At 60.1% G+C, this 22,824-nt stretch carries 18 protein-coding genes and 2 pseudogenes; 13 read left to right on the forward strand and 7 right to left on the reverse strand.

Annotation, left to right across the window (positions count from 1 at the left end; genetic code table 11):
- Positions 1 to 49: 49 nt before the first annotated feature.
- Genes MSNKSG1_RS00220 through MSNKSG1_RS00230 form a run of 3 tightly spaced genes read right to left on the reverse strand, consistent with a single transcriptional unit; the run spans position 50 to position 2,026 of the window.
- Positions 50 to 946: a polyprenyl synthetase family protein gene (locus MSNKSG1_RS00220; RefSeq protein ID WP_008937211.1), complete on the reverse strand. Its 897-nt coding sequence runs from the start codon at positions 944 to 946 to the stop codon at positions 50 to 52.
- The gene (locus MSNKSG1_RS00225; RefSeq protein ID WP_008937212.1) at positions 946 to 1,200 is read right to left on the reverse strand and encodes an exodeoxyribonuclease VII small subunit; all 255 of its coding nucleotides are present in this window, start codon (positions 1,198 to 1,200) and stop codon (positions 946 to 948) included. Before MSNKSG1_RS00225 ends, MSNKSG1_RS00220 begins: the two co-directional genes overlap by 1 nt.
- Positions 1,201 to 1,252: 52 nt before the next feature.
- Positions 1,253 to 2,026: an NRDE family protein gene (locus MSNKSG1_RS00230; protein WP_008937213.1), complete on the reverse strand. Its 774-nt coding sequence runs from the start codon at positions 2,024 to 2,026 to the stop codon at positions 1,253 to 1,255.
- Positions 2,027 to 2,124: 98 nt separating this feature from the next.
- On the opposite strand from MSNKSG1_RS00230, the gene MSNKSG1_RS00235 reads away from it, so the two are divergent.
- The 4 genes from MSNKSG1_RS00235 to MSNKSG1_RS00250 all read left to right on the forward strand — a co-directional run bounded on the left by MSNKSG1_RS00235 (position 2,125) and on the right by MSNKSG1_RS00250 (position 5,504).
- On the forward strand, positions 2,125 to 2,922 hold the full coding sequence (locus tag MSNKSG1_RS00235) for a sulfite exporter TauE/SafE family protein (RefSeq protein WP_040886489.1): 798 nt from the start codon (positions 2,125 to 2,127) through the stop codon (positions 2,920 to 2,922).
- Between the two features lie 10 nt (positions 2,923 to 2,932).
- Positions 2,933 to 3,721, forward strand: coding sequence for a prolipoprotein diacylglyceryl transferase (gene lgt / locus MSNKSG1_RS00240; protein ID WP_008937215.1), 789 nt, complete (start codon positions 2,933 to 2,935; stop codon positions 3,719 to 3,721).
- Complete coding sequence (locus MSNKSG1_RS00245) at positions 3,718 to 4,557, forward strand: thymidylate synthase (protein WP_008937216.1); 840 nt, start codon at positions 3,718 to 3,720, stop codon at positions 4,555 to 4,557. Before lgt ends, MSNKSG1_RS00245 begins: the two co-directional genes overlap by 4 nt.
- 434 nt (positions 4,558 to 4,991) lie before the next feature.
- The gene (locus MSNKSG1_RS00250; protein ID WP_008937217.1) at positions 4,992 to 5,504 is read left to right on the forward strand and encodes a dihydrofolate reductase; all 513 of its coding nucleotides are present in this window, start codon (positions 4,992 to 4,994) and stop codon (positions 5,502 to 5,504) included.
- Here the strand turns inward: MSNKSG1_RS00250 and MSNKSG1_RS00255 are convergent.
- Positions 5,501 to 7,012, reverse strand: a complete 1,512-nt coding sequence (locus tag MSNKSG1_RS00255; RefSeq protein WP_008937218.1) for a DEAD/DEAH box helicase — start codon at positions 7,010 to 7,012, stop codon at positions 5,501 to 5,503. The genes MSNKSG1_RS00250 and MSNKSG1_RS00255 overlap by 4 nt on opposite strands.
- Positions 7,013 to 7,160: 148 nt before the next feature.
- On the reverse strand, positions 7,161 to 7,634 hold the full coding sequence (locus MSNKSG1_RS00260) for an Lrp/AsnC family transcriptional regulator (RefSeq protein WP_008937219.1): 474 nt from the start codon (positions 7,632 to 7,634) through the stop codon (positions 7,161 to 7,163).
- Positions 7,635 to 7,792: 158 nt separating this feature from the next.
- Between MSNKSG1_RS00260 and MSNKSG1_RS00265 the strand changes: the two are divergent.
- From MSNKSG1_RS00265 to MSNKSG1_RS00275, 3 genes and pseudogenes are all read left to right on the forward strand, one after another.
- Positions 7,793 to 11,314, forward strand: a pseudogene (locus tag MSNKSG1_RS00265) (indolepyruvate ferredoxin oxidoreductase family protein).
- Positions 11,307 to 12,488 carry an amino acid aminotransferase gene (locus MSNKSG1_RS00270; RefSeq protein WP_008937220.1) on the forward strand — a complete coding sequence of 394 codons (1,182 nt, stop codon included), beginning with the start codon at positions 11,307 to 11,309 and terminating at the stop codon, positions 12,486 to 12,488. Before MSNKSG1_RS00265 ends, MSNKSG1_RS00270 begins: the two are co-directional and overlap by 8 nt.
- 49 nt (positions 12,489 to 12,537) lie before the next feature.
- A complete protein-coding gene (locus MSNKSG1_RS00275) occupies positions 12,538 to 13,923 on the forward strand; it encodes a sodium-dependent transporter (RefSeq protein WP_008937221.1) in 1,386 nt (461 codons plus the stop codon).
- 24 nt (positions 13,924 to 13,947) lie between these two features.
- Here MSNKSG1_RS00275 and paaX read toward each other — a convergent pair whose 3' ends face one another.
- Complete coding sequence (paaX, locus tag MSNKSG1_RS00280; RefSeq protein ID WP_008937222.1) at positions 13,948 to 14,916, reverse strand: phenylacetic acid degradation operon negative regulatory protein PaaX; 969 nt, start codon at positions 14,914 to 14,916, stop codon at positions 13,948 to 13,950.
- 404 nt (positions 14,917 to 15,320) lie between these two features.
- On the opposite strand from paaX, the gene MSNKSG1_RS00285 reads away from it, so the two are divergent.
- The 6 genes and pseudogenes from MSNKSG1_RS00285 (at position 15,321) to MSNKSG1_RS19670 (ending at position 20,585) form a co-directional block, all read left to right on the forward strand.
- Complete coding sequence (locus MSNKSG1_RS00285; protein WP_008937223.1) at positions 15,321 to 16,481, forward strand: ABC transporter substrate-binding protein; 1,161 nt, start codon at positions 15,321 to 15,323, stop codon at positions 16,479 to 16,481.
- Positions 16,482 to 16,565: 84 nt separating this feature from the next.
- On the forward strand, positions 16,566 to 17,441 hold the full coding sequence (locus tag MSNKSG1_RS00290) for a branched-chain amino acid ABC transporter permease (protein WP_008937224.1): 876 nt from the start codon (positions 16,566 to 16,568) through the stop codon (positions 17,439 to 17,441).
- The gene (locus MSNKSG1_RS00295; RefSeq protein WP_008937225.1) at positions 17,441 to 18,448 is read left to right on the forward strand and encodes a branched-chain amino acid ABC transporter permease; all 1,008 of its coding nucleotides are present in this window, start codon (positions 17,441 to 17,443) and stop codon (positions 18,446 to 18,448) included. The genes MSNKSG1_RS00290 and MSNKSG1_RS00295 overlap by 1 nt, the downstream gene beginning before the upstream one ends.
- On the forward strand, positions 18,445 to 19,203 hold the full coding sequence (locus MSNKSG1_RS00300; RefSeq protein WP_008937226.1) for an ABC transporter ATP-binding protein: 759 nt from the start codon (positions 18,445 to 18,447) through the stop codon (positions 19,201 to 19,203). Before MSNKSG1_RS00295 ends, MSNKSG1_RS00300 begins: the two co-directional genes overlap by 4 nt.
- 38 nt (positions 19,204 to 19,241) lie before the next feature.
- A pseudogene (locus MSNKSG1_RS19665) lies at positions 19,242 to 19,670 on the forward strand (hemerythrin domain-containing protein); the annotation flags it as partial.
- 210 nt (positions 19,671 to 19,880) lie between these two features.
- Positions 19,881 to 20,585 carry an ABC transporter ATP-binding protein gene (locus tag MSNKSG1_RS19670; protein WP_008937227.1) on the forward strand — a complete coding sequence of 235 codons (705 nt, stop codon included), beginning with the start codon at positions 19,881 to 19,883 and terminating at the stop codon, positions 20,583 to 20,585.
- A gap of 123 nt (positions 20,586 to 20,708) precedes the next feature.
- On the opposite strand, the gene paaZ is transcribed toward MSNKSG1_RS19670, so the two are convergent.
- The gene (paaZ, locus tag MSNKSG1_RS00310; RefSeq protein ID WP_008937228.1) at positions 20,709 to 22,754 is read right to left on the reverse strand and encodes a phenylacetic acid degradation bifunctional protein PaaZ; all 2,046 of its coding nucleotides are present in this window, start codon (positions 22,752 to 22,754) and stop codon (positions 20,709 to 20,711) included.
- Between the last annotated feature and the right edge of the window lie 70 nt (positions 22,755 to 22,824).

A 22,824-nucleotide genomic window follows, 5' to 3' on the forward strand; every position in this document is an offset into this window, starting at 1 on the left:
TGAGTTCAAGAATCAGTACCGCAAGTGTGCGCCTTTGGCGCCGGGTGGTTCAATGGGTTCGTGCCACCACAAAGTCCGCCATCGCTCTCAGTGGGTCTGCCTCCGGCCCGAACGCCCGCAGGCTTTCATGGGCGTCGGACAGCAGGTCCGACAGATGGCGACGGGCGCCTTCCTGTCCCAGCAGCGCCGGATACGTTGGTTTGGCCCGGGCGGCGTCGGAGCCCTGGGGTTTTCCGATGACTTCGGTCGCGCCCTCAATGTCCAGAAGGTCATCCTGAACCTGAAACGCCAGCCCGAGTGATCGCGCGAACGCGGTGAGGGCGTCGAGCGCCGGTTCGTCCAATTCTGGGGAAACCAGCGCCCCCATGCGAACGCTGGCCTCAATGAGCGCCCCGGTCTTGTGGCGGTGCATGGTTTCAAGCTGCGCGAGGGTCAGTGTTCGACCCACCGACTCGAGGTCGATCGCCTGGCCGCCCACCATACCCCGATGACCGGAGGCGGCCGCCAGTTCGCGGATCATGGCAAGCCGTGCTTCGGTGTCCAGCGTGGAGCTCTGTGAAAGCATCTCGAACGCCAGGGCCTGCAGGGCGTCACCGGCAAGAATTGCTGTGGCCTCGTCAAAGGCGATATGGGTCGTGGGGCGCCCGCGCCGAAGCTCATCGTCATCCATGGCCGGCAGGTCATCGTGGATCAGGGAGTATGCGTGGATGAGTTCTACCGCACACGCCGGCACCAGCGCCGACTCAAAGGAGCCGCCGACGGCTTTGGCGGCCGCCAGGCAGAGTGCTGGCCGGATTCGTTTGCCGCCACCAAGTACGCTGTAGCGCATGGCTTCCTGAAGCCGCTCCGATGCGGCCTTCCGGTCGATACAGCGATCCAGCTCCGCATCAACCCGGTCACGGCAACTGTCGAGAAAGCGAGTGGCGTCCAGGGTCTGTTCGCTCATCAGTCGGCGTCATCCGCAGAGAAGGGGCGTGTTTCCAGAGTGCCGTCGCTGTTCTCTACCAGCTGATCGACGCGTTGTTCGGCACTTTTCAGTGCCTGCTGGCACTCCCTGGTCAGTTTGACCCCGCGCTCGAAGGCAGTCAGAGACTGCTCCAGCGACAACTCGCCCTGTTCCAGATCCCGGACCAGCTTTTCCAGCTCATCCAGTGATTTTTCGAAGTCGGCAAGGGATGTGGTGTCTTTTTCACCGGCCATCAGGCCCTCCGGTCGGGTGCAGAATTTCGCGGATTATATCAGAGCCGGAGCGCTATCGCTGCCAGTCAAAGCGTTGGCAGCCGGCTTTTGCCGCGCCTGGTCCCCAATTCTGTTCGGTCACCCGGATATTCCCGCTGCGGGAGACGGTAACGACGGTGGTGGCCCGGGTGCCGTAGTCGTCGCCCACGATAAACGGGGACGACAGGAAGCGTTCCGTGGCAAGACCAACCCCGGTATCCGGGAGAAAACGGTCCGGCGCGGGTTCGGAGTCCTGGAGTCGCGCAATCAGTTGCTGATGCAGTGCATCTGCGTCTTCATCGGCGGTTTCCACAATCCGGTCGACGGCCTGTCGAAGCCTTAGCAGTTTGGGCCAGGGTGTTTGCAGCAGGTGATTGCTCAGGCCGTAGGTGCCCCGGTGCAGGTGCCGGCCGGGGTGCGCGTCCCGGTTGCTGAAATACCAGCCACTCTGTTGATTCAACTGGATCAGGTTGAAGCCGGCGTAGCGGTCGGGATCGCTTGCCAGAGAACGGAACAGCTCTGAGCGCTGCTCTTCCAGTGCTCTCAGCGGAAGTTCGCCGCGGGTGGATCGCCCCGCCTCCGGCGTGCCCTCGCGTACGTTGGTTACGGCCGATACCTCTCCATCCGGAGTGATCGCGAGCCAGGTTCCTCCGGCCTGACGATCCCGCCCGGCAAGAATCCGCAGCCCGGAGTCCGATGTCCACCAGGCCATCGGATCTGTCGGGCGATGAAAGAATTCGTCCCGGTTGGCGGCCACCACGAGTGGAAAATGGGGGTTCTGGCCCAGGCAGAATGTGATCAGACACATGAACGGAGTCGACTCCAGAGAACGTGAGGTTGGGGAATGAACTTGCCACGAACGGTGTGTATCATACCAGCCTTGTTTTCTTCTGGGCGTATATGACGATGACCCTGGTAACCGTATTCGCATTATACATGGCGCTTGGCGCACTGGCCGGGATCATGGCGGGCCTGTTCGGCATCGGGGGCGGCCTGATCATCGTGCCGGTCCTCATCTTCAGTTTCGGTGTGCAGGGGATCAGCCCGGACGTCGCAGCGCATCTGGCTGTCGGTACCTCCCTGGCAACCATCGTCTTTACGTCGCTGTCGTCAATCCGCTCCCACCACAATCACGGTGCGGTGCGCTGGGATATTTTCCGGCCAATGACCGTGGGCATCGTTCTGGGTGCGATCGCCGGGGCCTGGACGGCCGCCTTCCTCAGTGGCCGCGCTCTGCAGTTGATTATCGGCGTGTTTGCCATCCTGGTGGCGCTGAAAATGTATCTGGAGGTGAACCCGAAGCCCTCCCGGGACATCCCCGGAACCGGCGGGCTTGGAGCCGCTGGTGTCGGTATCGGCTGGGCCTCTGCCATCTTCGGGATCGGCGGCGGTACGCTGACGGTGCCCTACCTGAGCTGGTGTAACGTGCGCATGCAGAATGCAGTCGGCACCTCCGCTGCCTGTGGGCTGCCGATCGCCCTGTCCGGAGCGCTGGGCAACATCTGGACCGGCTGGCAGGATCCGAACCTGCCGGACTACAGTGTCGGATTCATTTATCTGCCGGCGCTGGTCGGTATTATCCTGACCAGCGTGCTCTTTGCACGGGTGGGCGCAAATCTTGCCCACCGCCTGAATGCCAGAATTCTCAAACGTATTTTTGCCACCGTGCTCCTGATCGTGGGGCTCCGTTTCCTCCTGAGTTGACAGGTCTCTGATGATCAAATATCCGCAGTTCGATCCCATTGCCGTCTCCCTCGGCCCGCTGAAGATCCACTGGTACGGGCTGATGTATCTGCTTGGCTTCCTGGCCGGCTGGTGGCTCGGGCGGTTACGCACCCGCAAGCCCTGGTCTCCGATCAACGAAGAACAGATGGGGGACCTCCTGTTTTACCTGGCACTCGGCGTGATTCTCGGTGGCCGGGTGGGCTATGTCCTGTTCTACAATTTCGACCTGTTCCTCGCCGACCCGCTCTGGTTGTTCCGGGTCTGGGAAGGCGGAATGTCCTTCCATGGCGGATTGCTCGGGGTGATGCTCGCCATGTGGTGGTATGGCCGCAAAGTCGATGCCGGATTCTGGCGCATTGCCGATTTCGTCGCGCCGCTCGTCCCCATCGGCCTCGGTGCGGGCCGGATCGGCAACTTTATCAACGGCGAACTCTGGGGCAAGCCCACGGATGTGCCCTGGGCCATGGTCTTTCCCAAGGCACCGGACGCTCTGGCGCGGCACCCGTCCCAGCTCTATCAGTTTGCACTTGAAGGGGTTGCCCTGTTCCTCATCCTCTGGTGGTTCTCGGCCAAACCCAGGCCTAGGATGGCGGTATCCGGTCTCTTCCTGCTTTGCTATGGCATATTCCGTTTTCTTGTGGAGTTCGTCCGGCAGCCGGATCCCCAGCTCGGGTACCTGGCCTTCAACTGGCTGACCATGGGGCAGGTACTGTCTGCGCCCATGATCCTTGCCGGCGCCATTCTCATTGCTATCGCTTACCGGAGACATTCGGCATGAAAGCCTACCTTGACCTGATGCAAGACGTCGTCGACAACGGTTTCGACAAGGGCGATCGCACCGGTGTGGGGACTCGCTCGGTGTTTGGGCGTCAGCTTCGCTTCAATCTCCAGGAGGGTTTTCCTCTGGTGACGACCAAGAAAGTCCACCTGAGGAGCATCATTTACGAGCTGCTGTGGTTCCTGCGTGGATCGACGGACAACAATTGGCTGAAAGAGCGGAAAGTGTCCATCTGGAACGAGTGGGCACTGGAAAATGGCGACCTCGGCCCGATCTACGGCAAACAGTGGCGAAGCTGGCAGTGCCCGGATGGCCGGGTGGTGGATCAGATCAGTGAGGTGATCGACCAGATCCGGACCAAACCCAATTCCCGGCGCTTGATCGTCTCCGCCTGGAACCCCGCGGAACTGCCGGACGAGTCCATCAGTCCGCAGGACAATGTCCGCGAAGGCCGGATGGCACTGGCTCCGTGTCACTGCCTGTTCCAGTTCTACGTAGCCGACGGCAAGCTCTCCTGTCAGTTGTACCAGCGCAGTGCCGACCTGTTCCTTGGTGTGCCATTCAATATCGCGTCCTATGCCTTGCTGACCCACATGATCGCCCAGCAGTGTGACCTCGGCGTGGGTGAGTTTGTGCATACCTTTGGCGACTGTCACCTTTACCAGAACCATCTGACCGACGACATCGTCTTTGAGCAGCTCAAGCGCGAGCCGCGGTCGTTGCCGAAACTGGTCATCAAGCGCAAGCCCGAAAGCATCTTTGATTACGAACTTGAGGATTTCGAGTTCGAGGGGTATGAGCCGTATCCTGTGATCAAGGCGCCTATTGCGATCTGACTTTTAGTCTTTAATCGCGGTCCGGTTGTTTCGGCGGTGGCAATGCAGCGGGCGGGGCTTATCGAAAAACGCTATAAATACGTCCCTGTACGCTTGGGCTCCGCCATCCATGGCTCCGCACATTTTCGATAAGCCCCGCCCGCTGCACTGCGTTCGCATTACCGTGATCGACGACCTGAAAAAGAATAATTGAGTAGCAAATTCGACTTTGAGATCGGGTTGTCAGCAACCTGGGAGTGTGCGCTGGGCGGTTTGCCCCGGGTTGAATCGCAAGAGGGTGGGAAGTGTTGACCAAAAATGTGCGGAGCCATGGATGGCGGAGCCCAAGCCGCGCAGGGATGCCTTGAGGCGTTTTTTGGTCAACACTTCCCGCCCTTTTGCAGCCCCCAAGTAAGAACTCTTAAAGCCAGACTCCACCGTCAAGAGGACCGGAGATGAGAACAGCTCTGATCGTAGCCATGTCCCGAAACCGGGTCATCGGCCGGAACAACAAGTTGCCATGGTATCTCCCCGGCGACCTGCGTTACTTCAAGCAGGCGACCATGGGCAAACCCATCATCATGGGGCGTAAAACCTGGGATTCCATCGGTCGGCCGTTGCCGGGACGTATGAACGTGGTGATCTCCCGTAATCCGGACTGGGAGGCCCCGGCTGGTACCGTTTCCGCCGCGTCGCTGGATGATGCGCTGGTGAAAGCGACAGCCCAGGCTGAGCTGGAAGGGGGAGACGAGGTGATGATCATCGGGGGCGGACAGATTTACGCTGAGGCCCTGCCCAGAGTCGACCGCATCTACATTACCCAGGTTCATGCCGAGGTGGACGGGGATGCGTTCTTTCCGGAAGTGAACTGGGATGAGTGGGAAGAAATCGGACGGGAGGATTTCTCCGCGTCCGATAACAATCCCTACGACTACAGTTTCATCGTTTACCAGCGCCGCACCGCTTAGCGGGCGGGGCGCTTGCTCGGGGTTTTGCCGCCTTTGCCGGCGGGCTTGCCCTTCGGGCCGCCCTTGCGGTGGCCGGGCTTGGCGTCTTTCTTGAAGCCCTTGCCGGGGCCCTTGCGGAAGTTCTTCTTGCCCGGCGGCGGGCCCTTGCGGTCACGGCGGGGTGCTGCGGAAATCTCCGGCAGCGCTTCTGGTGTTTCCAGCGGCAATGCGCCCGGCTGGGCCATTTCCATCCAGCACGCCATGGCACCGGCGATCATCGCCATGTCCATATCGTTGCGCTCGGCAATCTCGTCCAGCAGTGCCATCGCCTTGGGCAGCTTGCCGTCTTCGGCGAACGCCAGCAGCTGGGTCTCGAACTGCTGTACCCGCATCTTCTGGAGATCGGCAGGAGAGGGCAGTTGGTAAGACTCCATGGGCGAGTTGGTGGCTCGCTCCAGGGTTCTCAACCAGCTGCGCTCACGCGGTGTGACCAGCAGGATGGCCTTGCCGGCGCGACCGGCACGACCAGTCCGGCCGACCCGGTGAATGTAGGCTTCGGTGTCGTAAGGCACATCGTAGTTGATCACATGGGTGATCCGGGGCACATCAAGGCCGCGGGCGGCGACGTCGGTAGCAACGATGATGTCCTTCTTGCCCCGCTTGAGATCTTCCACTGTCTGCTCACGCTGGCGCTGGTTCAGATCGCCATTGAGCGGCGCAACCGCGTGGCCGCGTGCTGACAGCTTTTCAGCCAGCAGTGTGGTCTCTGCCTTGGTGCGCACAAAAATGATCGACGCGTCGAACGGTTCCACTTCCAGGATGCGGGTGAGCGCGTCCAGTTTGCGTTCGGCGTAGACCGGCAGCACAAACTGGGAGATCCGCTCCACGGTGCGGGTTTCGCTCTCGATCCGGACTTCGGTCGCATCCCTCAGATAGGTCTGGGCGACTTTCTTGATCTGCGGCGGCATGGTGGCGGAGAACAGTGCGCGCTGGCAGTTCTCGGGGGTTTTCGCCAGGATGGCTTCGACATCATCGATAAAGCCCATACGCAGCATTTCGTCGGCTTCGTCCAGCACCAGCGCCTTGAGGCTGTTGAGCTTGAGTGTGCCCTTGCGCAGATGGTCGAGCAATCGGCCCGGCGTACCGACGATGACCTGGGCACCACGGCGAAGGCCCTTGATCTGGGGGCCGAAGTCCTGGCCACCATAAATGGGAAGCACATGGAACTGCCGGAATTTGCTGGCGTACGTTGTGAACGCTTCAGCGACCTGGATGGCCAGTTCCCGTGTCGGGGCCAGCACCAGGATTTGCGGCTCTGCGGTTGAGGCATCGATTCGGCTCAGCAACGGCAGCGCGAAGGCCGCCGTTTTACCGGTACCGGTCTGGGCAACCCCAAGAAGATGTCGGCCGGCGAGCAGAGCCGGAATGGATTTCGCCTGGATGGGCGAAGGTGTTTCATAGCCAACGGCGGTGACAGCTTCGAGTACGGCTGCATCCAGCCCCAGGTCGGCAAAGGACGTTTCTGACATTGATTCACTCGGAATTCGGAGGGCAGGGCATCGCGGCGCGATGCATGACAAAGGTCACAGTATAGTCACTTTGCGCCGCCTTGGATACGCGCAATGGCGATGCGGGGGTATGCAATTCCCCTGACCCGGGCGGTTCTGTCCTTGTCCATCACTCGCTGACCGGCAGGGTATGGGTGTTCTTGATCTCGCGCAGGGCGAAGTTGGAGTTTACCTGGGCAATTCCCCTCAGGGTGAAGATCTTTTCGTTCAGGAACTGGTCGTAGCTGGCCATGTCCGGCACCACAACCCGCAACACGAAGTCGGCATTGCCGGTCACGGCAAAGCACTGCAGGACCTCCGGATAGCTGCTGACCTCCCGCTCGATTTCCGCCGTGCTGTCGATGGTGTGTCGCTGCAGGGAGAGATTCACCAGTACGCACAGGCCCTGGCCCATGGCCTCGGGATCCAGCCGGGCGCTGTATCCCACGATAACGCCGGCTTCTTCCAGGGTTCGTACCCGGCGCCAGCAGGCGGCGGGAGACAGGCCGACCTGTTCCGCGAGCATCTGGTTGCTGATTCGCCCATCCTGCTGCAAGACATCGAGAATGCGACGGTCCAGTTTGTCGAGGTTGACCTGTTTCATTTGGTAACACCCATAAATATCAAAACAATATTTCTAAATATTGTCATTTATCAAAGAATATTGCACGTCGTGCTGTCCGCCTGCATGAAAAAGCAAGCACCTTTGAAGCCCTTCCCTCTAGAATTTTGGTTATAAAATCGACAACCGGAGGGGCGACCATGACCGCCAGTACACCTCAACTCGACGACTACCGGCTCGAGGATCGATATCTTCGGGAATCCGGCCGGGTTTTCCTGACCGGCACCCAGGCACTGGTCCGGATTCCGCTGATGCAGGCAGCCCTGGACAAGAAGCTCGGCCTGAACACCGCCGGGCTGGTCAGTGGCTACCGGGGCTCTCCGCTGGGTGCCTATGACCAGGCGCTCTGGCAGGCCAAGGATCTGCTGGATGAGAAACGCATTGATTTCGTACCGGCCATCAACGAAGACCTGGCCGCAACGATCATGCTGGGCACCCAGCAGGTCGAAACAGACGACGATCGCCAGGTCGACGGGGTTTTCGGGCTCTGGTATGGCAAGGGCCCGGGTGTAGACCGTGCCGGTGATGCGCTCAAACACGGCACCACCTATGGCAGCTCCCCTCACGGCGGCGTGCTGGTCGTGGCCGGCGACGACCATGGCTGCGTGTCGTCCTCCATGCCTCACCAGTCCGATGTGGCATTCATGGCGTGGTTCATGCCAACGATCAATCCGGCAAACATTGCCGAGTACCTGGAGTTCGGCCTCTGGGGTTATGCGCTGTCCCGTTACAGCGGCTGCTGGGTCGGTTTCAAAGCCATCTCGGAAACCGTTGAAAGCGCGGCTTCCGTGGAGCTGCCGCCGTTGCCCGAGTTCCAGATTCCCGATGACTTCACGCCACCGGCCGACGGCCTCCACTATCGCTGGCCGGACCTGCCTGGTCCCCAGCTGGAAACACGGATTGAGCACAAGCTTGCCGCCGTCCAGGCGTTCGCCCGTGCCAATCCGATTGACCGGTGCCTGTTCAATAATCCGCAGGCCCGTTTTGGCATCGTAACTACCGGCAAGGGGCACCTGGACCTGCTGGAGGCACTGGACCTGCTGGGTATCGATGAGGCCAGAGCCGCTGAAATGGGGCTCGATATCTACAAGGTGGGCATGGTGTGGCCGCTCGAACGTCGCGGCATCCTGAACTTTGTCCATGGCAAGCAGGAAGTGCTGGTCATCGAGGAAAAGCGGGGCATCATCGAGAGCCAGATTAAGGAATACATGTCCGAACCGGATCGCCCCGGCGAGGTTCTGATCACCGGCAAATAGGACGAATCCGGGCAACCGCTGATTCCGTACGTGGGCGAACTCAGCCCGAAGCTGGTGGCCGGATACGTCGCGGCACGGCTGGCTCGGTTCTTCGATGTGGATTTCAGCGATCGTCTGAGCGCCATCAACCAGATGACCGATGCAATGGACCCCGGCGGGGTGAAGCGCCTGCCGTATTTCTGCTCGGGCTGTCCGCACAATACCTCCACCAAGGTTCCGGAGGGCAGCAAAGCGCTGGCCGGCATCGGGTGCCACTTCATGGCATCCTGGATGGGCCGTAACACCGAGTCGCTGATCCAGATGGGCGGTGAAGGCGTCAACTGGATCGGCAAGAGCCGGTACACAGGCAATCCTCACGTGTTCCAGAATCTGGGTGAGGGAACCTATTTCCATTCCGGTTCCATGGCGATTCGCCAGGCCATAGCGGCCGGCATCAACATCACCTACAAGATCCTGTTCAACGACGCTGTTGCGATGACCGGTGGCCAGCCGGTGGACGGTCAGATTACCGTGCCAATGATCGCCCAGCAGGTGAAGGCGGAGGGCGTTCGCCGGGTGGTGGTGCTCAGCGATGAGCCGGAAAAATACAAGGGGCATGAAGCCCTGTTCCCGTCGGATGTCACCTTCCACGACCGTTCCGAGCTGGACCAGGTGCAGCGGGAGCTGCGCGAGATTCCGGGCTGTACCGTGCTGATCTACGACCAGACCTGTGCCGCCGAGAAGCGTCGGCGCCGCAAGCGTGGTCAGTTCCCGGATCCGGCCAAGCGCGCCTACATCAATCCCCATGTCTGTGAAGGTTGTGGTGATTGTTCGGTGCAGTCCAACTGCCTGTCGGTGGTTCCGCGCAAGACCGAGCTGGGGCGCAAACGCAAGATCGACCAGTCCTCCTGTAACAAGGATTTCTCCTGCGTGTCCGGCTTCTGTCCGAGCTTCGTGACCGTCGAGGGCGGTCAGCTCCGCAAGTCCCGGGGGATGGATACCGGATCCGTGCTGGCGGACAACCTGTCCAGCCTGCCGGAACCCACTCTGCCGGCGCTCAATGGCTCCTACGATCTGCTCGTTGGCGGTGTTGGTGGTACGGGGGTGGTCACCGTCGGCCAGGTCATTACCATGGCCGCGCACCTGGAATCCCGCGGTGCTTCGGTCCTGGACTTCATGGGGTTCGCGCAGAAGGGCGGTACCGTGCTCAGCTACGTGCGCATGGCGCCGTCTCCGGATAGGCTCCACCAGGTTCGAATCAGCAACGGGCAGGCCGATGCGGTGATTGCCTGTGACATGGTTGTCGCCTCGTCCCAGAAAGCACTCAGCGTACTGCGGCCGAATCACACCCGTGTGGTGGCGAACCAGGCCGAACTGCCCACGGCGGACTATGTGTTGTTCCGGGACGCTGACATGCAGGCGGACAAACGGCTGGGCGTGATTCGTGATGCCGTTGGTGAGGATCATTTCGCCGCGCTGGATGCCAATGCCCTGGCAGACAAGCTGATGGGGGATACCGTGTTCTCCAACGTGATGATGCTCGGGTTCGCCTGGCAGAAAGGGCTGCTGCCGCTATCGAAAGACGCACTGATGAAGGCGCTTGAGCTCAACGGTGTCGCGGTTGAGCGCAACAAGGAAGCCTTCGGCTGGGGGCGGGTCGCCGCCGAGCGTCTCGATGTCGTGACCAAGCTGGCGGAGAGCAACGGTGAACAACCGGACGTGGTCGAAGTGGAGCCCTCCCTGGATGCATTGATCCAGACCCGGCATGCCCACCTCGAGCAATACCAGAATCGCCAGTGGGCGGATCGGTATCGGGATCTGGTCGACCAGGTGCGCAAGGCCGAGCAGGAACTCGGGTCGGACAGCCTGTTGCTGACGAGGGCGGTTGCCGAACAGCTTTACCGGTTCATGGCCTACAAGGACGAATACGAAGTGGCCAGGCTGTTCACGGAAACCGATTTCATGAAAGAAATCAGTAACACCTTTGAAGGGGACTACAAGGTTCACTTCCATCTGGCGCCGCCGATCCTGAATCGGGGCCTGGATGCCCGGGGCCGTCCGAAGAAGCGGCAGTTCGGGCCCTGGATGTTCCGGGCGTTCAAACTGCTGGCCAAACTGCGCGGTCTGCGAGGAACGGCCCTGGATCCGTTCCGCTATTCCGCGGATCGGAAGCTGGATCGGTCTCTCCTGAATGACTATCGCACGCTGGTTGACCGGATCGTTCGGGAACTGAATGCGGACAACCATGAAACTTTCCTGCAGCTGGCCGAGTTGCCCGCAGAGATTCGCGGTTTTGGACCGGTTCGCGAGCAGGCGGCCGAAGCGATCCAGGAGAAACAGGCACAACTGTTCAAGGCACTGGATACCGGTCGGCCGACATTGATCCGGACCGTTCAGGCCGATGTGAAGGAGGAAAACCATGTTTGAAGGCCTCAAGCCGTTACCCCAGGATCCGATCCTGCAACTGATGCAGACGTTTCGGGACGATCCCCGTGACGACAAGATTGATCTGGGTATTGGGGTGTACAAGGACGACTCTGGCAATACACCGATCATGGCGGCGGTTCATGAGGCCGAACGCCGCCTGCTGGAACAGGAAGTGACCAAAAGCTATGTCGGGCCGGCCGGCTCTGCAGGCTTCAATCAGGCCATCGCCGATCTGGTGCTTGGTGCCGACAATGCGCTGATTCGTGATCAGCGGGTATCGGTGGTACAGACGCCCGGTGGTTGCGGTGCCCTGCGCATGGCCGCGGAATTTCTGCGGCTGTGCCATTCGGACACGACCGTCTGGGTCAGTACGCCAACCTGGGGCAATCACCTGCCTCTGCTTGGCGGCGCCGGTCTGGCGATCCGCGAGTACCCCTACCTTGACAGCCAGACACTTCAGGTGGATTTCGACCGCATGATGGGTGCCCTGGAGCAGGCCAGCGCCGGTGACGTTGTGTTGCTGCATGGCTGTTGCCACAACCCTTCCGGCGCGGACCTGACCGTCGACCAGTGGCAGCAGGTCACTGATCTGATGCTGAAGAAAGGCCTGCTGCCGTTTGTCGATATGGCCTATCAGGGTCTGGGGGACGGACTCGATGCCGACGCCGCAGGGCTTCGGCATGTGGCAAGCCGGGTTCCTGAAATGGTGGTTGCCTCTTCCTGTTCCAAGAATTTCGGTCTCTATCGGGAGCGTACTGGCGCCCTGATGCTGATCGGGGAAACGGCGGACGCCCAGAAAGCGGCTACCAGTCAGCTCCTGAGCGTGATCCGTTCCCATTATTCCATGCCGCCTGCCCATGGGGCGGCCATCGTCGAGACCATCCTGGGAGACGAAGGGTTGCGCAGCCAGTGGCAGAGCGAACTGAACGGCATGTGTGAGCGGATTCTCCATCTGCGTCATGCCTTTGCCGCAGCGCTTGCACCTGCCGGTGATTTTGGATTCATCGCCCGTCAACGGGGCATGTTTTCATTCCTCGGTATTGCCCCGGAGCAGGTCCGGCAGCTCAGGGAAGAGTTTGGTATCTACATGCTCGATTCCAGTCGGGTCAACGTGGCGGGTCTGAACGACCAATCCATGCCACGCGTGGCGGAGGCTGTCCGGTCCGTGCTGTGACCCGTCTCTGTTCGCGCTTTCCGACAAAAACAACTAACCGGAGATCTCAATGAGTAACCAAACTGTTCAACCGCACCAGCAGGCGTCGAGCCTCTGGTCGTCGCGTCTCGCCTTCATTCTCGCTGCCGCCGGTTCGGCGGTGGGTCTGGGGAATATCTGGAAATTCCCCTACATCACCGGTGAGAATGGCGGCGGCGCCTTCGTGATTGTCTACCTGATCTGTATCGCCGTCATTGGGGTGCCGGTGTTGATCGCAGAGACAATGATTGGCCGCCGTGGCGGGCAGAGCCCGGTGGGCACCATGCGCTCGCTGACCGAATCCGAAGGCGTATCCCGGGGCTGGCGTGCCATCGGCTGGAATGGTGTGATCGCTTCCTTCCTGGTGCTGTCCTTCTATTCGGTGATTGGCGGCTGGTCGCTGGTCTACATTGGCAAGGCCGCCGCGGGGGCGTTTGTCGGAGCCGACGCGGATGCTATCGGTGCCCAGTTCGGTGGCCTTCTTGGCAACCCCTGGGAGTTGCTGGCCTGGCACGGCGTCTTTATGGCGATCGTGATCTTTATCGTGGCGAAAGGCATCCGCTCAGGGCTGGAGCGGGCAGTGAACCTGCTGATGCCGTTGTTGTTCGTGCTGCTGATTGCGATGGTGATCTACGCGATGAATACCGACAGTTTCGGTCGCGCCGTCAGTTTCATGTTCTCGCCCGATTTCAGCAAGCTCACGACGCAGGGTGTGCTGACGGCTCTGGGCCACGCGGCGTTCACCCTGAGTATCGGTATCGGTGTCATCATGGCGTATGGCTCTTATCTGCCCAAGCGGGTCAATATCGCCGGCACCGCCATGACGATCGCCGTGATCGATACCAGTGTGGCTCTGCTGGCGGGGCTCGCGATCTTCCCGTTGGTCTTTTCCAACGGGCTGGAGCCCGGCGCCGGTCCGGGGCTGATCTTTGTCACTCTGCCCCTGGCATTTGGCAAGATGGGCGGCGGTATCGTTTTCGGGGCCATTTTCTTCACCCTGTTGCTCGTCGCGGCCGTGACTTCGGCCATTTCCATGCTGGAGCCGGTGGTGGAATGGCTGGAAGAGCATAAGGGCGTGAGCCGGGTCAAAGGCGCACTCTTCGGTGGCCTCGCCATCTGGTTCATTGGCCTGGGAACGGTGCTTTCCTTCAATGTGTGGTCCGATGTTCACCCGCTCGGCTTCATCGGCTATTTCGAAGGCAAGACGGTGTTCGATCTTCTGGACTTCCTGGTGTCCAATCTCATGATGCCGCTTGGTGGACTGGCGATTGCGCTGTTTGCCGGCTGGGCGATGAAGCGGGAAGGCCTGTCGGACGACATAGGCCTGAGAGGTGGAATTTACACCGCTTTCATGGCGGTGCTGCGCTACCTGACGCCGGCGGGTATCGTTGTGGTGTTCCTGTACAACTTCTTCTGACCCCTCCGTTTAACGCAGAAAACCTCACAGTGGCTCGGCCACTGTGAGGTTTTCTGCGTTTAAGGGCGCCTCGTCCAACCCGCCGAACCGACGGTAGAACTTGTCATTGGGCCCTGGCAGGGGGCCGGAGGCATTCTCGAGGGTTTCATCCAGCCACTGTTCCGCACGGGCGGAAATCTGTCGGTAAAGATTGCGGCAAAGCTGCTTGGCGCTGCGGCCCTCCCAGTCTCCGGGAAGCAGTTCGTCCGGGAGCAGCGGATCACGCAGCAGTATCTTCCGGTACTCGTGAATCAACAGAATCCGCAGTGTCAGACACTCGGCCGGGGTGAGGTCGTCGTTGTTCTGAAGCTCACGCCAGACTGGCCGGAACTGGGCCAGGAAGCGGCGGTAACGTCCGCCCAGCTCGTCCAGATTCCAGCTTTCGCGCACCTGAAGCCGCAGTGCTTTTGAGCTCTTCTGCTCAATCGGAACGGTTTCCATCACGATGGTGTCGTCCAGTGCGCCCCATTCCTGCAGCAGTGGCAGCAATTCGTTTCGGGTGAAGCGCGGGTGTTCCATGACGCCGGGCGCCATGCTGCCGAAGCTGTGCCATTTGAGCTCTTCCCGAACCTTCTGTTTGAGCTCGGGGGACAGCTGGTTCAGGAATACCAGGCACCAACTGCCACTCCACTCCTTGGTGGACAGGCTGTATACGTGCTGGAACGCCTGCTCGAAACGACGCAGGCCGGGGCCTGTGAGGCTGTAGTAGCTGCAGCGTCCGACTTTCTCCGTCTGCAGCCAGGATTCCTGGACGAGCCGGTATACCGAGGTGCGAACCAGTCGCTGGCTGATGCCAATCGGCTCAACCAGTTTCATGAGGCTGCCCAGCCAGACGGTTCCACCCCTGGGCACAATGGCGTCGCCGTATATTGTAATAATCAGAGAGCCGGCGCGCAGCGGCCTTTTCTTCTGGAAATTCGCGACGAGCTCTTCGAGCTGAGTTTTTGCGGACATACTTCGAGTGCCATTTATAAGTGAGCGAAGTCAACAAACGGTATCGTTATTATGCGGTTCCTGAGTGTCAGGTAAAGCGCTCTGTTTGATCGCGCCATACTGGCACTTGCAGCCAAAGTCGACTTTACTCTATGGGTACGTCAGGAAGTCACCTAAAACCGGTTGACAGTCTGGTTATGATACAATAACGTCTTTTGATATTCGTCAACGGTATCGAATTATATCGAAGGCGAAAAGATAGGATGGTTGCAATCAGGGATGAGTTCGCAGAAAACAAACTGACAATGAACGAAAGCAAACGTCATATGACACAAGAGACAGTGGCCTGCTTTCGAACGCTGTTTTACTTCTGAGCAATGATCGGGGGTAACTCAGGCCCCACTCAATTCGGGAGAACAAAAACAATGCTTAAGACATTTATGCGTCGAGCTGGAAAATTTGCGGCCATCGCGGCCGCCGGCCTGGTGATGAGCGCCAGCGTCCAGGCTGCCGAACCGATCAAGATCGGTTCTTTCCTGTCTGTGACCGGTCCCGCCTCTTTCCTGGGCGATCCGGAACTGAAAACCCTCCAGATGTATGTTGACAAGATCAACGAAGACGGCGGCGTCCTTGGGCGTCAGCTGGAACTGATTCACTACGATGACGTGGGCAACGCCTCGTCCGCCCGTAACTTCGCCAGCCGTCTGATCCGCTCAGACCAGGTGGATATCATCGTTGGCGGCAGCACCACGGGTGCGACCATGGCGGCCGTGCCACTGGTCGAGCAGGCGAAAGTGCCGTTCATTTCCCTGGCGGGCGCTGTGGTTATCACCACTCCGGTCAAGGAGTGGGTCTTCAAGACACCGCAGACTGACCGCATGGCTGCCGAGCGTATCCTGACCGATATGAAGGATCGCGGATTCACCAAGATCGGCCTGATTTCCGGTACCGGTGGTTTCGGTGCATCCGGTCGTAAGCAGACCCTTGATGTCGCCAAGGATATGGGTATCGAGATTGTGGCGGACGAGACCTACAGCGGCTCGGATACCGACATGACGGCCCAGCTGACCAACATCCGCAATACCGACGGTGTTCAGGCGGTTCTGAACTTCGGTTTCGGTCAGGGTCCTGCGATCGTGACCCGGAACTACGCCCAGCTGGGTATCAAATTGCCGTTCTACCAGTCCCACGGTGTGGCGTCTGACAGCTTCCTGAAGCTGGCCGGCGACTCCGCCGAAGGCCTGCGACTGCCGGCTTCGCCGCTGCTGGTTCCGAATGCCCTGCCGGACAGTGATCCGCAGAAGGCTGTGGTCCAGAACTACAAGTCCGAGTACGAAGCCCGTTGGGACTCCAAAGTGTCTACCTTCGGTGGCTATGCGTACGATGGTCTGATGCTGGCGGTGAAAGCCATTGAAGCGGCTGGCAGCACGGATCATGCGGCTGTTCGCGAAGCGCTTGAGAACATCAAGGGTTACGTAGGTGTTACCGGTGAGTTCAATATGTCTCCGGAAGACCACAACGGCCTCGACGCGGATTCCTTCCGCATTCTGGAAGTCCAGAATGGCGACTGGAAACTGATCGACTAAGTTCTCATTTATCTGTTCTATGGCTGACCGTGCTCCCCGGTTCCGGGGAGGACCGTCAGCCAGTGTCTGACCGGTACCACGGCTATGCTCTCTGAATTCTTACAATACCTCTTTACCGGGATTACTATTGGCGCCACTTATGCGCTGATTGCTCTCGGATTCACCCTGATTTATAACGCGAGCCACGTCATCAACTTTGCCCAGGGCGAATTCCTGATGATTGGCGGTATGACCACCGTGTCACTCACCGCGATGGGCGTTCCCATGTTGCTGGCGATTATCCTGGCGGTCCTGCTCGCAGGCGTCTTCGGTATTCTTCTGCAGCGCTTTGCCATTGCTCCGGCCAAACAGGCCGACGTGGTTACGCTGATCATTATTACCATCGGCGCGTCAATTTTTATCCGTGGTCTGGCCCAGCTGGTCTGGGGCAAGGAATACCATGTCATGCCGAATTTCAGCAGTGACGAACCGATCCGGATTTTCGGGGCGGTGCTGAACAGCCAGAGCCTCTGGGTACTGGGTATTGGTGCGGTTCTGGTTGTGGCGCTGGTGCTGTTTTTTACCCGCACGCTGATCGGCAAGGCCATTTTGGCCACCTCCATGAACAAGGAAGCCGCTCGGCTGGTTGGTATCCGCACTCAGCTGGTTCTGATGCTGGCCTTCATGGTGTCGGCATTGCTTGGCTCCATTGCTGGTGTGGTCGTCGCGCCCATCACGTTCACCTCCTATGACATCGGCATCATGCTGGGACTCAAAGGCTTTGTTGCCGCCGCGATCGGTGGCCTGGGCAGCGGCGTGGGCGCGGTTGTGGGTGGCCTCCTGTTGGGTGTCGTCGAGGCGATGACCGCAGGCTACATCTCATCCGATTACAAGGACGCCGTCGCGTTCTCAATGATTCTGGTCGTGCTGTTCTTCATGCCACGCGGCTTGTTCGGCGCCAAGGTAGTGGAGAGGGTCTGATGCTCAACCAGTTCATGCAATCCCGTTTGCGGGGGCTGATTGTCCTCGCCGTTATCCTGTATACGATTCCTGCGTTTCTGAGCAATCCGTTCCATTATGACCTGGCTACCCAGATGGCGATCATTGCCGCAACCGTGGTCGGGTTGAACCTTCTGGTGGGCTTCGCCGGCCAGATCAGCCTGGGGCACGCCGGGTTTTTCGGGCTCGGCGCCTACTTCACCGGGATCATGACCGGAAACTATGGCTGGTCCGCCATTCCGGCACTGGTGGTCGGAGGGATCCTGGTGGGGATCCTGGCCTGGGTGGTCGGTCGTCCGATTCTGCGGCTCAAGGGCCACTACCTGTCGATGGCGACCCTGGCTGTCGGTTTCATCATTGCGATCGTCATCAATAACGAAAGTCAGATTACCGGTGGCCCAGATGGTATGCCGGTGCCGCCGTTCGATGTGTTTGGCTGGGAGCTGAGTCCCTTTGGTTCCTATTCCCTGTTCGGCATTGAACTGAACGGAAGCCAGGCCTGGTACCTGTTTGCAGCGGCTGTTCTTCTGGTGGCTGTCTGGCTGGCCCAGAACCTTATCGATTCGCCTATCGGGCGTGCACTGCGCTCGGTCCACGGTTCTGAAGTGGCGGCTCGCGTCGTGGGCGTGAATACGGCCCGGTACAAGAGTCTCGTGTTCGTGATATCCGCGATCTATGCCAGCGTGATGGGTGGGCTCTATGCGCACTTCCAGGGGTTCATTACACCGGCCGTCGCCAGTTTCGATTTCTCCATCGTGCTGATCACCATGGTGGTCCTCGGCGGAATGGGGTCGACCATGGGAGTCATTCTGGGGGCGGTGGTCCTGAAGCTGCTGCCACAGGTACTGACCCACTTCCAGGAGATGGAAGCCGTGATGTTCGGTCTGATCCTGATGCTGACCATGATCTTCATGCCGAAAGGCCTGTTACCGACCTTGCAGATGGCTGTGAGCAAGCGGTTGAAGAAACGGGCAGGAGGTCAGGCATGAGCGCATTGATTGAAGTCAGCGGCCTGGACAAGGCTTTTGGTGGGGTTCACGCGGTCGAGGGCGTCAGCTTCTCGGTGGAAGCGGGGCAGGTGTACTCGGTCATCGGCCCGAACGGTGCCGGGAAAACCACGTTGTTCAACCTCATTTCCGGTATCTACACGCCCACGAAGGGTGAAATCCGGCTCAATGGTGAGAGTACCGACCGGCTGGAACCGAACCAGCTGGCGGAGCGGGGCATGTGCCGGACGTTCCAGCAGATGCAGATCTGCATGAACATGACGGCCATCGAAAATGTCATGCTCGGTCGTCATCTCAAGCTCAAGAGTAACCTGTTCAGCACCCTGTTCCGCTTGCCCTCACTGCTGCGGGACGAAAAGTCCTGTCGCCAGCATGCGCAGGATCTGATGGAGTTTGTCGGTTGTGGCGAGTACCTCGATACCGAGGCATCGGCCATGTCCTACGGCGCCCTCAAACGGCTGGAAATCGCCCGGGCACTGGCGGCCGAGCCGAAGGTCATCCTGCTGGACGAACCTGCGGCGGGCCTGAACGGCACAGAAACCGCGGCGCTGGAAGACCTGATCCGCAAGATTGCCGATCAGGGCACCACGGTGATGCTGGTTGAACACGACATGAAACTGGTCATGGGTATCTCCGACCGATTGCTGGTGCTCAACTACGGTCGAGTACTCGCCGAGGGTACCCCCGAAGAAATCCGGAACAATCCGGATGTGATCGCTGCCTATCTGGGTGGCTGAGCCAGGAGACATTTCAAATGACAGAGCAACACACCGAAATGGCGCCTGCCCAGTCCCGCAGTGAGCAGGCTATTCGCACCATCGTGCATGAGCATCAGGCCCTCTGGCGGATCCTGGATCTGCTGGACCAGCTCCTGAGCGACATGAACGTCAACGAGCAACGTCCGGATGAGCGGCTGCTCGACCGGATCTTCGATTACATTCAGCATTTTTCCCAGCGGGTGCACAGCACCCCGACGGACATCGAGCTGTACAAGCGCCTGGGAGAGAAATCACCGGAGACGGTGCCTCTGCTGGAAAAGCTGGCGCGGGGCTACGTGATTGGTCACGAGAAGCTTCTGGAGCTGCGCCGCTTGCTGGCGTTCTGCATGGAAAACTGGCCGCAAGGCCGGGAAGAGTTCAGTCACGCGCTGGCTCGATTCACCGAGGCGCTGCGCAAGCATATCCGCAAGGAAGAGGGCGTGGTGATTCCCCGCGCCCGAAAATTGCTGTCTGCCGAGGATTGGGAGCAGATTGTCGAAGCGCGGGACGTGGAGAACGATCCTCTCTTTGGTGAGCGGGTCCGTGAGGAATTCCGGGAATTGCGTCACCAGATCATCAGTTACACCCCGGAACGGCTCGGCGGCCTGGGCCTGAAACACGAGGAACGGGTCAGTGCGCCCCACGCACGCCAGGAAATGCTGGCGATCAAGGGGCTGGCCACATCCTATGGCCAGATTGAAGTGCTCCACGACATCGATGTGCACATCAACAGCGGCGAGATCGTATCGCTGGTGGGCGCCAACGGTGCCGGCAAGTCTACCCTGTTGATGAGCATTTCCGGGCTCCAGCCGATGGAGCGCGGCAGCATGGTGTTCGAAGGCAAGGACCTGGGCAAGGTCTCGGCGGACCAGAGGGTGGCGCAGGGCATTGTTCAGGTGCCGGAAGGGCGCCAGGTGTTCAAGGACCTCTCGGTGCAGGATAATCTGCTGCTGGGGGCCTACACCCGTGGCCGCTCCCCGGAGGTGATGGATGATCTGGAGCGGATGTACACCAAGTTCCCAATTTTGCGCCAGAAACGCCATAACCTGGCGGGTGAACTGTCCGGCGGTCAGCAGCAGATGCTGGCGATGGGGCGTGCTTTGATGGCCCGGCCGCGCCTGCTTCTGCTCGACGAACCGAGCATGGGGCTGGCTCCGCTGATCATCGAGGAGATCTTCGACATCATCAAGGAACTCAAGGAAGAGGGCATTACCATTTTCCTGGTGGAACAGAATGCCTCTCAGGCCCTGGCGCTGGCGGATCGCGGTTACGTGCTCGAAACCGGTCAGGTGGTGATCGAAGGTACAGGTCGCGAGCTGCTGAGCAACGAGAAGGTTCGTGAGGCCTATCTGGGGATGTAATCTGGCACCGGAATGATTCGTCTCGCAGAAAAAAGGGGGACAGGCCAAAAGCCTGTCCCCCTTTAATTTGCCTCCGCTCCGGCCTCCCGGGTCCAACAGGAGGCAGGCCGGATGAGCCCCGGTTTACTGGGGCTTTTTGGCAACCAGTGTCAGGATGTCGTAGCTCGCAACCAGTTCGTCGTTCTGGTTGTGAACCTGAACATCCCAGACCACCACACCTTGCGGGTGGCCGTCCGGTGATGTTCGACCCTGATCGATCTTGCGCTTGCAGGTCAGGCGGGCCCGGATGGTGTCTCCGGGTGCGACCGGCTCGATGAAACGCAGCGTGTCCAGGCCGTAGTTCGCCAGAACCGGGCCTTCGCCCGGCGAAACGAACAGGCCGGCCGCCGCGGACAGCACGAAGTAGCCGTGGGCAATACGCTTGCCGAACTGGGAATTCCGCGCAGCGATTTCATCGAAATGCATGTAGAAGTGATCGCCGGACAGGCAACCAAAGTTGACGATGTCCGCTTCGGTCACGGTGCGCCGGTGTGTCAGCAGGGACTCGTTGATCTGCAGGTCCTCGAAGTGACGACGGAACGGGTGCACTTCGGTCTCGATCACGTTGGCGCCGCGCACATATTCGCGGGTAACGGCTGCCAGCATGGTCGGGGAGCCCTGGATGGAGGTCCGCTGCAGGTAGTGATGGACCGCACGGATCCCGCCGAGTTCCTCACCGCCACCAGCGCGGCCCGGGCCACCATGCTTGAGCATGGGCAGGGGCGAGCCGTGACCGGTGGATTCCTTCGCGGCTTCGGCGTCCAGCAGATGCAGACGGCCGTGGAAGGCGGCCAGAAGGGGCGCAATCCTGCCGGCAGTGGCGGGATCGCGGGTGGTCAGGGTCGTGACCAGTGAGCCCCGGCCCATGGAGCAGAGCTCTACGGCATCTTCGATGGTGTCATAGGGAATCACGGTGGCGACCGGACCAAACGCTTCGATGTCGTGGGCGCCGCAGCCATTTTCCGGGTTCCGGCACAGCAGCAGGTGCGGTTCGATGAACGCGCCTTTGTCGGTACCCTCGCCGGTCGGCTGGAAACTGCCGTCACCGCCGACAACCAGCTCACTGGTCTTCAGCAGTTCCTGAATGTTCGCCTTGACGTCTTCCAGCTGGTCGATGGAGGCCAGGGCGCCCATGCGCACGCCTTCCACCGAAGGATCGCCGACAGTCACTTTCGACAGGCGCTCCTTCAGTTTTTCACAGACGGCATCCACCCGGTCCTTCGGTACCAGTACCCGACGGATCGCGGTACATTTCTGACCGGCCTTGGCCGTCATTTCGCGGCCCACTTCCTTCACGAAAATATCGAACTCTTCGTGTTCGGGGGTCACGTCCGGTGCCAGGATGGCGCTGTTCAGCGAGTCCGCTTCCGCGTTGAAAGGAATGGACTTGTTGATGATGTTCGGATGGTTGCGCAGCTTGCGAGCGGTTGCCGCAGAACCGGTAAAGGTGACCACGTCCTGCTCTTCGAGGTGATCGAACAGGTCGCCCGTGCTGCCGATGATCAGCTGCAGGCTGCCCTCGGGCAGAGCGCCGGAATCCTGCATCAGGCGAACCGCCAGTTCGGTCACGTAACAGGTGGATGTCGCCGGCTTGACGATGGACGGCATGCCCGCCAGGAAGGTGGGCGCGAATTTCTCGAGCATACCCCAGACCGGGAAGTTGTAGGCGTCAATGTGCAAGGCGACGCCGCCGCGGGGAACCAGGATGTGGGTTCCGGCAAAGTGGTTGTTCTTGCCCAGTGGCATGACGGGGCCTTCGTGTACCACGTTGCCGGACGGCAGTTCCCGGCGACCCATGCTGGCGTAGGAGAACAGCGTGCCGATGCCGCCATCGATATCGATGCCGTTATCGCCCTTGCTGGCACCGGTGTGCATGGACAGGGCGTAAAGTTCCTTCTTGTGTTCCTGCAGGTACAGGGCCATGGCCTTCAGGGCCAGGGCGCGCTCCTGGAAATCCATGGCCATCAGGCTCTTGCCGCCGACCTTGCGACCGTATTCAGCGGCTTTCTTGAAATCCAGGGTGTCGTCGTGGGTTTGCGCCACGATCTCGCCGTTGACGGCGCTGGGCAGGGCCTTGGCCGGCTTTTCACCGACCCACTGGCCGGCAATGAAACTTTTCAGGACTGACATGGGAAACTCCGTTCGTTTCTGAAAACGCTAAGGCAAGTCCTGCGGTAACAGGACTTGCCTTTGTCGGGTC

Source organism: Marinobacter santoriniensis NKSG1 (assembly GCF_000347775.1).
GTDB classification, from domain to species: domain Bacteria; phylum Pseudomonadota; class Gammaproteobacteria; order Pseudomonadales; family Oleiphilaceae; genus Marinobacter; species Marinobacter santoriniensis.